The sequence below is a fragment of the Mesorhizobium comanense genome (assembly GCF_005503535.1).
GTDB classification, from domain to species: Bacteria; Pseudomonadota; Alphaproteobacteria; order Rhizobiales; family Rhizobiaceae; genus Mesorhizobium; species Mesorhizobium comanense.
On record NZ_SCNN01000052.1, the window covers coordinates 1 to 11,127 of the forward strand.

The following is an 11,127-nucleotide window of genomic DNA, read 5'->3' on the forward strand; positions in this document are numbered from 1 at the left end:
GAGAGGGGTGGGCGGGAACGCAGCCTAAGCAGCCCTACCGCCCCCCACCCCCCATGACCGCCTATCTCCTCAAGCGTCTCGCCATCGCGCTCGCCACGCTGGTCCTCGCATCCATCGTTGTGTTCGCCGTGCTGGAAATCCTGCCCGGCGATCCGGCGCGGCTGATGCTGGGCATGAACGCCAGCGCCGACCAGGTGGAACTGCTGCGCAACCAGATGGGCCTCAACGCCCCCCTCATCTGGCGCTACCTGCATTGGGCCGGCGGCCTGCTCAGCCTCGATTTCGGCCGCTCCTACACCTATTCGGTTCCGGTCATCGATCTCGTGCGAGAACGGCTCGCCGTGTCGCTGCCGCTGGCGCTGATCGCGCTGGCGCTCTCCACCATCATTGCCATTCCGGTGGGGCTGTTTTCCGCCAGCCGGCGCGGGCGCGCCGGCGACACGATCTCGATGGGCGCGGCGCAGCTTGGCGTCGCCGTGCCCAATTTCTGGTTCGCGCTGATGCTGATCTATGTCTTCGCCGTCTGGCTGCGGCTGGTGCCGGCCGGCGGCTTCCCGGGCTGGAGCGCCGGCATCTGGCCGGCGCTGAAATCGCTGCTTCTGCCGGCGGTGGCGCTGGCCTTGCCGCAAGCGGCGATCCTGGCGCGCGTCACCCGCTCGGCCCTGATCGAGGTGCTCAACGAGGATTATATCCGCACCGCCCGCGCCAAGGGCCTGCCCTACCGCGCGGTGCTGTGGCGGCATGCGCTGCGCAACGCCATGATCCCGGTTCTGACCATCCTCGGCCTGCAATTCGCCTTCCTGCTTGCCGGCACCATCATCATCGAGAATGTCTTCTATCTGCCCGGCCTCGGCCGGCTCGTCTTCCAGGCCATCACCCAGCGCGACCTGATCGTCGTCGAAAGCGTCGTCATGCTGCTGGTCGCCGCCGTCATCGCCGTCAACCTCCTGGTCGACCTTTCCTATGCCGCGGTCGATCCGCGCCTGAGAAGCCGGTCATGACCCTGCACATCGACATTCCCGAGGAGACGCTTGCCAGCATCCTGGCCAAGGCGTTCAGGAACACCGCTTTCCTGACCGGCTTCATCATATCCGTGCTGATCCTGCTGATGGCCGTGGCTTCCTACATCTGGACGCCCTACGACGTGACGAAGCTGGTGATCGCGGACAAGACGCAGGCCCCCTCACCGGCACACTGGTTCGGCACGGACCATTTCGGCCGCGATATCCTGTCGATGATCATGGTCGGCGCCCGCAATTCGATCGCCGTCGCCTTGGTGGCGGTCGGCATCGGCATGGGCGTCGGCGTGCCGCTCGGCGCCTTTGCCGCGGCGCGCGGCGGGCTGGTTGACGAAGTGTTGATGCGCGTCAACGATCTCGTCTTCGCCTTCCCCGCGCTGCTGTCTGCCATCATGATAACCGCGATCTTCGGGCCGGGCGCGGTCAACGCCATCATCGCCATCGGCATCTTCAACATCCCGGTCTTCGCCCGCGTCGCGCGCGCCGGCGCGCTGGCCATCTGGCCGCGCGAATTCATTCTCGCCGCGCGCGCCGCGGGAAAAAGCAGCACGCAGATATCGATCGAACATGTGCTGCCCAACATCGCCACGCTGCTCCTGGTGCAAGGCACCATCCAGTTCGCGCTGGCCATCCTGGCCGAGGCAGGACTGTCCTATCTCGGTCTCGGCGCGCAGCCGCCCATGCCGAGCTGGGGGCGCATGCTGTTCGACGCCCAGACCCGCATGGTGGTGGCGCCCTGGATGGCGATCTTTCCCGGCATGGCGATCGTCGTCGCCGTGCTCGGCCTGAACCTGCTCGGCGACGGCCTCGCCGACATACTCGACCCGAAATCACGGCGGCAGCGATGAGCCTGCTGCAAATCGAAAACCTGTCGCTTGCCATCGGCGATACGCAGATCCTGAAAAACGTGGAGCTTTCGGTCGCGCCCGGCGAAGTCATGGGCCTGGTCGGCGAATCCGGCTCCGGCAAATCGATGACGGCGCTGACGGTGATGCGCCTTCTGCCGCACGCCGCGCGCGCCAGCGGGCGTGTCACCTTCGACGGTATCGATATCCTCTCCGCAACCGAAGATCAGATGTGCGCGTTGCGCGGCGATGACATCGGCATGGTGTTCCAGGAGCCGATGACGGCGCTCAATCCGGTCAAGACCATCGGCGAACAGGTCGCCGAGGGTATTCGCTGGCATACCGGGGTCACGCGAGCCGAAGCCGAGGAGCGGGCGCGAAAAATGCTCGACCGTGTCGGCCTGCCCGAGACGAGATTCCCGCTGTCGCGTTATCCGCACGAACTCTCCGGCGGCCAGCGCCAGCGCGTCGTCATCGCCATCGCCTGCGCGTTGAAGCCGAAACTGCTGATCGCCGACGAGCCGACGACGGCGCTCGACGTCGTGCTGCAGGCGCAGATCCTCGACCTCCTGCGCGATCTCGTGGCCGAGAGCCGCATGGGCCTGCTGCTGATCTCGCACGATCTCGCGGTGGTGACCGAAATGGCCGACCGCATCACCATATTGCGCCATGGCGAGGTCATGGAGGCCGGTGACACCGCTCGAACGCTCTCCGAGCAGCTCCATCCCTATACGCGCCAGTTGGCGCTGGCTTCGATGCATGTACCGCCACGCGCCCGGCCACATGGCGTCGGGACGGGCCAACCCCTGCTTGAAGTCGATGGCATCACCCGCGATTACCCCGGTCGGCGCGCCTCTTTGTTCCGGCGCGCGCCTGACATCCGCGCCGTCGACAATGTCTCGCTATCGATCGCGCCGGGCCAGTCGGTCGCGCTGGTCGGGCGGTCCGGCTGCGGCAAGTCAACGCTTGCCCGCACGATCCTGGCGCTGGACCGGCCGAGTTCGGGCGCGATCCGGTTTCGCGGCGAGACCATCACCGGCAGGAGTGAAGCCGAGTTGAAGCCGGCCCGGCGCGACATGCAGGTGGTCTTCCAGGATCCCTATGGCTCCTTCGATCCGCGCCAGAAGGTGGAAAAACTGGTCGCCGAGCCCCTGCATGTCCTGGAGAAGAAACCGACCCGCGCCGAGCGCCGCGAGATGGTGGCGCATGCGCTGCACGAAGTCGGCCTAGGCAAGGGCGACATGGACAAGTATCCGCACGAATTTTCCGGCGGCCAGCGCCAGCGCCTGTCCATTGCGCGCGCCATTATCACTCGGCCCCGGCTGGTCGTCGCAGACGAACCGGTCTCGGCGCTGGATGTCTCGATCCGCGCCCAGATCCTCGATCTGTTCGCCGAGCTCAACCAGAAGCTCGGTGTCGCCTACCTCTTCATCACCCACGACCTGACCGTCGCCCGCGCCATCACGGACGAGGTTCTGGTCATGCATGAAGGCAGGATCGTGGAGCGCGGCAAGACCAGCGAGGTGCTGGATCACCCGCAATCAGACGCGGCCAGGGCGTTGGTCAGCGCCGCTCCGGATCTGCATCGTGCGATCGCGCGCAGGATGCAGGAACAGGGGTGAAGGCCGCCTCTACGCCTGCGGCTTCACGACATCGACCGGATTGATGTCGAGCAGATCGAGCGTGCGCCGCAAAAGGCGTACCTCGGTCTCGGCAAGCTGCGAATCCGCCTTGGCGATCTCCACCATGTGCTGCGCCAGCAGCTTGCGCCGCTCGACGTCGAGATCACGAAACAGCGCGATGGCCTGCGAGCCATTGGTCTCGTAGCCGAATTCGTTGAGATATTCGATGACCGCGTCAATGCTGGTTTCCGGTATGTCGAAAGCCTCCTTGCAGATGCGCCGGAAGGCCGCCATCTCGCTCTCGCTGACCGTTCCGTCCGCCAGGATCATGCGAAACAGCATCAACAGTTCCGCCGACAGCACGGGATCGTCCGCCACCTTGCGCACACCCGGGTCGCCATCGAAGATCGAGCGTATCTGGTCTAGCAATGCGAACGCCATGGGCGGCCCCTTCCGATTCCTCTTCCTTAGAGTTAGCGCGGAATCGGCCTTGCGCAAACAAGGCGGCCATGATCGAACGCCTGGTAGCCCAGCGAACCGCCTCCAGACATCGATGATCGACCTCAGCCTGCAAACCGTCGCCATGCTCGCCTTCGCCGCCTTCGCGGCGGGTTTCGTCGATTCGATCGCCGGCGGCGGTGGGTTGATCACCATTCCGGCGCTATTGCTTGCCGGCTTCTCGCCGGTCGAAGCGCTTGGAACGAACAAGCTGCAAGGCATGTTCGGTTCGGGTTCCGCCACCATCCACTATGCCTCCAAGGGTCATGTCGACCTCCGGCGGCAACTGCCGTCCGCCCTGCTCGCTTTGGTCGGCAGCGCCATCGGCGCGTTGCTGGCCACGATCGTGCCGGGCGATTTGCTGCGCGCCCTGCTACCGCTGGTGCTGATCGCCATTGCGCTCTATTTCGCGCTCAAGCCCAACATGAACGATGTCGACCGGGCCGAACGCCTGTCGCCATTCCTTTTCGGGCTGACCCTTGTGCCTGCAATCGGCTTCTACGACGGGGTCTTCGGACCAGGCGCCGGCTCCTTCTACATGCTGGCCTTCGTGACGCTCGCCGGCTACGGCGTGCTCAAGGCAACGGCGCACACCAAGCTGCTCAACTTCGCCTCCAATATCGGCGGCTTCGTCGTCTTCGCCGCCGTCGGCGTCATCTCGTGGAAGATCGGCCTGATGATGGGTGTCGCCCAGTTCCTGGGCGCCCGCCTCGGCGCCAGCCTTGCCATGCGCATCGGCGCCAGACTGATCAAGCCGCTGCTGGTCATTGTCTGCGTGGCGCTGGCGGTCAAGCTTCTGGCCGACCCGGCGAACCCGTTGCGGGTCATCATCGGCGTGTGATCCACTCCTCGCGTTTTTGATTCCCAGGCGCTGTCTGCTAGCATCGTGCGATGTCCGCAGAGACCGAGCGCCATCGACAAGACGACAGGTCGCCCCTCCATTTCGAGATGGTGCGGAGTGCGCCCGAACAGTCGCTGCAAGGCGCCGTCACCGATTTATGCGGGTATCGCGAGCTTCGGCCGGGTCATTTCCGCATCGTCGAATATGCTTCGCTCACCGTACCGCTGGTCATCAGCTTCGCCGAAGCCTTCGCCATCGGACTGGGCAAGGCGCCTGGCGACAATGATCGTTTCGCCAGTTTCGCCGCCGGCCTCTTCGCCGGCCCGGTGACGATCGAATCCTTCGGCCGCGCCTGTTGCGTCCAGGTCAACTTCACCCCGCTCGGCGCGCGTCGTTTCTTCGGCCTGCCCATGAGCGCGCTGGCCGACCGCATGGTCGTCCTCGACGACGTGCTCGGCATCGAGGGCATCGCGCTGCGTGAACGGCTCGGCAACGCGCGGGACTGGAAGAGCCGTTTCACCATCGCACAGGCTTTCGTCGCCGCTCGCCTTGCCAATGCCCTGGAAACACCGCCCGAGATCGCCTGGGCCTATGACAGGATCATCCTTTCAGGCGGCCACACACGCATTGCCTGGCTTGCCGGGGAACTCGGCTGGAGCCGCAAGCACCTTGCCGGAAAATTCGCCGACGCCACCGGCATCGGTCCCAAAACCCTCTCACGCATCGTCCGGTTCAACCGGGCGCTCGGCCTGTCCCGGCGAAGCGCCGACGATTGGGCCGGCATAGCCGCCGATTGCGGCTATGCCGATCAGGCCCATCTGGTGCGCGAATTCCGTGCCCTGGCCGGCGAGACACCGACTGCGCTTGGCACGAGGTAACATTCCTTCAAGACGCGGCGGCCGCTTGCGAACAGAGTGGGTCATCAACCCAGATGAAGGAGATTTCCATGTCCATCGAACCACCGCGCCTTTACATCGCCCTGCGCTACCGCAATGCCGCGAAAATGATCGACTGGCTGTGCGACGCCTTCGGCTTCGCCGTGCGCGCCCGCTATGGCGAGGGCGACGTCATCCATCACGCCGAACTCGTTTTCGGATCCTCGATGATAATGCTGGGCAGCGTGCGCGACGACGACTATGGCAAGATGGTCGGCGAACTCGGAACAGGTGGCGGCAAGTCGGTCTACATCGCGGTCGAGAACGCCGATACCGCCTACGCCCGGGCGAAGACGGCCGGCGCCACGATCATCCAGGAATTGACCGACCGCGATTACGGCAGCCGCGAATTCATCTGCCGCGATCCGGAAGGCGGCGTCTGGTCTTTCGGGACGTATTGGCCGAAGGCGGGCGAGAAGGGCTGAGTTGTAGCGCCGTAAAATCACCGCGCCAGCCCGAAAATCGCGTCACAGTCGAGATGCGTTTCCAGTTCGGCCGCAATCTCGTCCAGCGCCCGCTCGACCTCTGCGCGATAATCGACGCCGCCTCCCCTGACGCCCAGGCTGTCCAGGTAGGCGGCGCGAAAATCGTCGGCGCCGAAAAGGCCATGCATGTAGGTGCCGATCACCTTGCCATCGGCCGACACAGCGCCGTCCTCGGCGCCGTTGATAATCGTCGTCGGTCGCGCGGTATCCGGCCCGGTGGTGCGGCCGAGATGGATTTCATAGCCTTCGAGTGGCAGGTCGAACGACACGGATCGCGCGCTGACATTGCGCACCGTTTTTTCCGGCTCCATCACCGTCTCGACGTCGAGCAGGCCGAGCCCTTCCGCCTCGGTGACGCTGCCTTCGATGCCGTCGGGATCGCGTACGATGCGGCCGAGCATCTGGTAGCCGCCGCAAATGCCGACGACATGGCCGCCGCGCCTGCGGTGCGCCGCAAGATCGCGGTCCCAGCCATTCTCGCGAAACTTGATGAGGTCGCCGATCGTCGATTTGGAACCGGGAATGACCACAAGCCCGGCATCTTGCGGCAGGGGCTTGCCCGGCGGCACGAACACCACTTCGACCTGCGGCTCGGCCTTGAGCGGGTCGAGATCGTCGAAATTGGCGATGCGGCCAAGCATCGGCACCGCCACCTTCAGCGCGCGCGCCTCGCCGGACGCCAGCCGCTCCAGCACCACCGAATCTTCAGAGGGCAGCCTTGCGGCCGCCTTCAGCCAGGGCACGACGCCAAAACAGCGCCAGCCGGTGAACTTGCCGATCGCCTTGATGCCGTCCTCGAACAGCGAGACGTCGCCGCGAAACTTGTTGATGAGGTAACCGGCGATCATCTCGCGGTCCCCTTCCGGCAGGATCAGATGCGTTCCGGCGACGGAGGCGATGACACCCCCGCGGTCGATATCGCCGACCATGATCACCGGCACGTTGGCGCGCGTGGCAAACCCCATATTGGCGATGTCACGGCTGCGCAGATTGATCTCGGCCGGCGAGCCGGCGCCTTCAACGATGACGAGATCGGCCCCCTCGCCGACTTTCGCCCAGGACTCCAGCACCGCGTCCATCAGCTGGCCCTTCAGCGCCTGGTAGTCGCGCGCCCGTGCTTCGCCGAACACCTTGCCCTGCACGATGACCTGCGCCCCGACATCCGTCTGCGGCTTGAGCAGAACCGGATTCATATGGACCGTCGGCGCCACCCCGCATGCGATCGCCTGCAGCCATTGTGCGCGCCCGATCTCGCCGCCACCACGATTATTGTCGCCGGGAATATCGGCCACGGCGGCATTGTTCGACATGTTCTGCGGCTTGAACGGCCGCACCTTCAGGCCGCGTTTTCTGGCGGCTCTGCAAAGCCCGGCGACCAGCACCGTCTTGCCGACATCCGACCCCGTGCCCTGCAGCATGATTGCCCTGGCCATCAGCCTCTGCCCTGCGTGACGGTTCCGGTGATGTTCGATTTCTGAGCCAGCGGCCCGCCGCGCCAGATGTAGAGCGCCAGCAGCGGCTCTTTGCCGGTACGCATGGCGTGGTTCACGTTGGACGCATGATGAACCACCTCGCCAGCCTCCCGTTTGGCAAAACTGCCCTCGCCCATGCGCCATTCCGTGCCGCCGGTCAGCGGAATGTAGATCTCCTCGGCGACGTGATGATGGTCGGGATAGACAATCTCCGGCCCAAGGATGAGCAGGCCGGCGGCAACCGCGTCATTGGCGAAATGACCGCGCGTGCCGAAGACCTCCAGCCAGCCGTAATTGTCGATGAAGGCCTTGCCGAAATCAGCCTCGGTGTAGGTCTGCCCCCAATGCAATTCGTTGCGTTGCCCCGCCAGCAACCGCATCAATGGTTTCGCGGCCGGCGGGGCCAATTCCACCGCGCGATCCAGATGGCGCACACAGGCGAGAGGACGCGGCTGCAGATTGCGGACGGCCATATTCCAATCAATGCGCGCCACGGCATCCGCGACCAGGGTGCTGTCGATGGATGCGAGATAGGCATGGAACTGTCCAAGCAGTTCATCGAATTTTGTCGTCACATCTCGCTCCGGACATGCATTGATGCACAGCCGCTCCGCAGGGGATCGGGTTGCGCGGCGGCATCATTGGTCTAGATTGGTGCGCGCGCATAGCCAAAAACGACAGGCCAGCGGGCTCGCTGGCCAGCATATAGGGAGCACGCCATGGACGCCGCGGTCGATGCGAGCACCAGCCAGTTCGAACTCAACGAAGAGCAGCGCGCCATTCAGGAGATGGCAAGGGCATTTGCCGCCGACCGGGTGGCGCCGAACGCGCTCGACTGGGATCGCAGGAAGCACTTTCCAGCCGACGTGATCCGCGAGACCGGTCCACTTGGTCTGGGCGGCATCTATGTGCGGGACGATTTCGGTGGATCCGCGCTCGGCAGGCTCGACGCCGTGCTGATCTTCGAGGCGCTCTCACATGCCGACCCGGGCTTTTCGTCCTTCATCTCGATCCACAACATGGTCGCCTCGATGATCGACCGCTTCGGCAATAACGAGCAGCGCCAGCGCTTCCTGCCGAGATTGACCTCGATGGAATGGCTGGCGAGCTATTGTCTGACCGAGCCGGGCTCCGGCTCCGACGCCGCCGCGTTGAAGACGCGCGCGGTGAAAAGCGGTGGCGACTATGTGCTGAACGGCGCCAAGCAGTTCATTTCCGGCGCCGGCGACAGCGATGTCTACGCCGTCATGGTGCGCACCGGCGCCGACGGCCCCAAGGGCATTTCCACCATCATCGTGCCGAAGGACGCGCCCGGCCTCTCCTTCGGCGCCAACGAGCACAAGATGGGCTGGCACATGCAGTCGACCCGCCAGGTCATCTTCGAGGACTGCAAGGTACCGGCGGAAAATCTTCTGTCCGGCGAAGGCGCCGGTTTCGGCATAGCCATGGCCGGTCTCGACGGCGGTCGGCTGAACATCGCGGCCTGCTCGCTGGGCGGCGGTCAGTCGGCCCTCGACAAGGCGCTCTCCTACACGGCCGAACGCAAGGCATTCGGCTCGACAATCAACCAGTTCCAGGCGCTGCAGTTCAGACTGGCCGACATGGAGACCGAACTGCAGGCAGCCCGCATCTTCCTTTACGCCGCCGCTTCCAAGCTCGACCGCAAGGCGGCGGACGCCGGAAAATGGTCGGCAATGGCCAAGCGCTTCGTCACCGACACCGGCTTCAACGTCGCCAACAACGCGCTGCAACTGCTCGGCGGCTACGGCTACCTGCACGATTACGGCATCGAGAAGCTGGTGCGCGACCTCAGGGTCCACCAGATCCTCGAAGGCACCAACGAGATCATGCGCGTCATCATCGCGCGCACGCTGATCGGGCGCTGAAGCCAGACATTTCCGGGAGACAGACAATGACGACAATCGCCTTCATCGGCCTGGGCAACATGGGCAATCCGATGGCCGCCAACCTGGTAAAGGCCGGGCATGCGGTGCACGGCTTCGACCTGGTGCCGGAGAATCTCACTGTAGCGCGCGAGCATGGCGTCGTCGTCATGGCCAATGCACCGGCAGCCGTCAAGGATGCCGACGTTGTCATCACCATGCTTCCCGCCGGCAAGCACGTGCTGTCGGTCTACGAAGACATCGCGCCGAAGGCGAAAAAGGGCGCGCTGTTCATCGATTCCTCGACCATCGACGTGGACTCGGCGCGCAAGGCGCATGCCGTCGCCGCGAAGCATGGCCTCAAGTCGATCGATGCGCCGGTCTCGGGCGGCACGGGTGGAGCGACGGCCGGCACGCTGACCTTCATGGCCGGCGGTTCAAACGATGCATTCGCCGCCGCCGAGCCGATCCTGAAGCCGATGGCCGGGCGCATCGTCCATTGCGGCGGCGACGGCGCCGGCCAGGCGGCAAAGATCTGCAACAACATGATCCTCGGCATTTCGATGATCGGCGTCGCCGAGGCCTTCGTGCTGGCTGAAAAACTCGGCCTGTCGCACCAGGCGCTGTTCGATGTCGCCTCGACCTCTTCGGGCCAATGCTGGTCCCTGACCACCTATTGCCCTGTGCCCGGCCCGGTGCCCACCTCGCCCGCTAACCGCGACTACAAGCCGGGCTTTGCCGCGGCGCTTATGCTGAAGGACCTGAAGCTGGCCCAGGAAGCGGCCCAAGGGTCCGGCGCCGTGACCCCGCTGGGCGCCGAGGCGGCACAGCTCTATGCGCTGTTCAACGCCCAAGGGCACGCGGGCGCCGATTTTTCAGGGATCATTAATTTCTTGCGCGGCGCTAATCCATAACTAGCTAATATAATTGAGTTTTTTCGCCTGCTCAGCGAGAAAATCGCCAAATTTAGATTTGCTTAAGCTCTCGATAACTCTGCGGTAACGATGTCCCTATAAAACAGATTGCGAGGCGGACATCGCAGCCGCCCGGCGCTCCGGATCAGGTCTCGCGTACCGGAGCCCGTAAGTTTCGCAAGTGCCTTGTAGCGAAACGCCATGCGTATCTGGCAAAGCCGCGTTCCCGATGGAGCGCGGTTTTTGCGTTTATGCGCCTGCTTGTCGGCGACCCGCCTATATCCCGATCGCCGCGCCCGGGATCGGCACATGATCCTCATTGGTCAGCACAACAGGCGCATCGACGCCGTCCACGCGCAGCACGAGCAGACGCATGTTCCATGTGCCGGCATTGCGAACCAGATGGGAAAACACGGTTCCCTTGCCCTTGGCACCGTGGACGGGAATGCTGAATTGCGCATCACCCGCTCCGTTCGCGTTGACGTTGAGATTGCCGCCGACCCAGAAATTGTCGGCCACATCGTCACCAATGGCCGCCTTCACCCTCGCATCGGCGCGGATGGCATCCATGGTCATGTGATAGGCATCGCTGCCTTTCAGCATGAAGGGAATG

The 11,127-nt window shown here is 64.4% G+C and carries 12 protein-coding genes; 8 read left to right on the forward strand and 4 right to left on the reverse strand.

From position 1 onward, the window contains the following. Positions 1 to 53: 53 nt before the first annotated feature. Genes FFS37_RS35095 through FFS37_RS35105 form a run of 3 tightly spaced genes read left to right on the forward strand, consistent with a single transcriptional unit; the run spans position 54 to position 3,486 of the window. Positions 54 to 1,001: an ABC transporter permease gene (locus FFS37_RS35095; RefSeq protein WP_137935476.1), complete on the forward strand. Its 948-nt coding sequence runs from the start codon at positions 54 to 56 to the stop codon at positions 999 to 1,001. Then, positions 998 to 1,867: an ABC transporter permease gene (locus FFS37_RS35100; protein ID WP_137935477.1), complete on the forward strand. Its 870-nt coding sequence runs from the start codon at positions 998 to 1,000 to the stop codon at positions 1,865 to 1,867. Before FFS37_RS35095 ends, FFS37_RS35100 begins: the two co-directional genes overlap by 4 nt. Then, positions 1,864 to 3,486, forward strand: a complete 1,623-nt coding sequence (locus FFS37_RS35105) for an ABC transporter ATP-binding protein (protein ID WP_137935478.1) — start codon at positions 1,864 to 1,866, stop codon at positions 3,484 to 3,486. Before FFS37_RS35100 ends, FFS37_RS35105 begins: the two co-directional genes overlap by 4 nt. 9 nt (positions 3,487 to 3,495) lie before the next feature. Here FFS37_RS35105 and FFS37_RS35110 read toward each other — a convergent pair whose 3' ends face one another. Continuing rightward, positions 3,496 to 3,927 carry a TerB family tellurite resistance protein gene (locus FFS37_RS35110; protein ID WP_137935479.1) on the reverse strand — a complete coding sequence of 144 codons (432 nt, stop codon included), beginning with the start codon at positions 3,925 to 3,927 and terminating at the stop codon, positions 3,496 to 3,498. A 112-nt stretch (positions 3,928 to 4,039) separates the two neighbouring features. Between FFS37_RS35110 and FFS37_RS35115 the strand changes: the two genes are divergently transcribed. The 3 genes from FFS37_RS35115 (at position 4,040) to FFS37_RS35125 (ending at position 6,185) form a co-directional block, all read left to right on the forward strand. Next, the gene (locus tag FFS37_RS35115) at positions 4,040 to 4,825 is read left to right on the forward strand and encodes a TSUP family transporter (protein ID WP_137935480.1); all 786 of its coding nucleotides are present in this window, start codon (positions 4,040 to 4,042) and stop codon (positions 4,823 to 4,825) included. A 50-nt stretch (positions 4,826 to 4,875) separates the two neighbouring features. After that, positions 4,876 to 5,703, forward strand: a complete 828-nt coding sequence (locus FFS37_RS35120) for a helix-turn-helix domain-containing protein (protein ID WP_137935481.1) — start codon at positions 4,876 to 4,878, stop codon at positions 5,701 to 5,703. 68 nt (positions 5,704 to 5,771) lie between these two features. Beyond that, positions 5,772 to 6,185 carry a VOC family protein gene (locus tag FFS37_RS35125; protein ID WP_171026557.1) on the forward strand — a complete coding sequence of 138 codons (414 nt, stop codon included), beginning with the start codon at positions 5,772 to 5,774 and terminating at the stop codon, positions 6,183 to 6,185. A gap of 17 nt (positions 6,186 to 6,202) precedes the next feature. Here the strand turns inward: FFS37_RS35125 and FFS37_RS35130 are convergent, their stop codons facing one another. After that, entirely contained in the window at positions 6,203 to 7,678 is a 1,476-nt protein-coding gene (locus tag FFS37_RS35130; RefSeq protein WP_137935482.1) for a cobyric acid synthase, read from the reverse strand. Further along, the gene (locus FFS37_RS35135; RefSeq protein ID WP_137935483.1) at positions 7,678 to 8,292 is read right to left on the reverse strand and encodes a dimethylsulfonioproprionate lyase family protein; all 615 of its coding nucleotides are present in this window, start codon (positions 8,290 to 8,292) and stop codon (positions 7,678 to 7,680) included. The genes FFS37_RS35130 and FFS37_RS35135 overlap by 1 nt, the downstream gene beginning before the upstream one ends. A 144-nt stretch (positions 8,293 to 8,436) precedes the next feature. On the opposite strand from FFS37_RS35135, the gene FFS37_RS35140 reads away from it, so the two are divergent. Both FFS37_RS35140 and mmsB read left to right on the forward strand, forming a co-directional pair. Further along, the gene (locus FFS37_RS35140) at positions 8,437 to 9,603 is read left to right on the forward strand and encodes an isobutyryl-CoA dehydrogenase (protein ID WP_137935484.1); all 1,167 of its coding nucleotides are present in this window, start codon (positions 8,437 to 8,439) and stop codon (positions 9,601 to 9,603) included. A 26-nt stretch (positions 9,604 to 9,629) separates the two neighbouring features. Next, complete coding sequence (gene mmsB / locus FFS37_RS35145; protein WP_137935485.1) at positions 9,630 to 10,514, forward strand: 3-hydroxyisobutyrate dehydrogenase; 885 nt, start codon at positions 9,630 to 9,632, stop codon at positions 10,512 to 10,514. Positions 10,515 to 10,790: 276 nt separating this feature from the next. Here mmsB and FFS37_RS35150 read toward each other — a convergent pair. Then, positions 10,791 to 11,127 (reverse strand): cytochrome c oxidase assembly factor Coa1 family protein (locus FFS37_RS35150; protein ID WP_232375915.1); only part of this gene is annotated, 337 nt, incomplete at its 5' end.